Annotated in this window: 1 protein-coding gene; it reads left to right on the plus strand. The window is 30.0% G+C overall.

Translation table 11 applies throughout. The features are described from left to right. A partial coding sequence (locus ACJ5GX_RS04850; protein ID WP_495292756.1) for a hypothetical protein occupies positions 1–245 on the plus strand: 245 nt, incomplete at its 5' end. Positions 246–387: the final 142 nt, after the last annotated feature.

Raw genomic sequence — 387 nt, forward strand, 5'->3', positions numbered from 1 at the left:
ATTATAAACGTTTGTTTGATACTTCTTTGCAAAAAAAACTACTGAACCAACCAATTGTAATGAAATTTATTATATATTCTTTATTGCACAAAAATACACAGAAAAAATATATATATAATTTTTGTCGCAAAGGCGAGCTTATCTCTAATGAAGAGATCGATCTTTTTTTAAGTTTAACATGTACTTTGACATTGGCAGAATTGATCTATGTTGACAGAGGCCATTTCAAAAATGAATTGAATTGAAATGTGAATACTTAGTTAGAACTGTCATTTATTTGGTACACATTAGTACAATCAATTGATCGATCCTGATAAGTACCCACCTACTTATCTCAACTACGCTTGTGACTTACTCGTATATCAACACTGTAGTCCTGATTCTATG

It is taken from the genome of Wolbachia endosymbiont of Tuta absoluta (assembly GCF_059414725.1).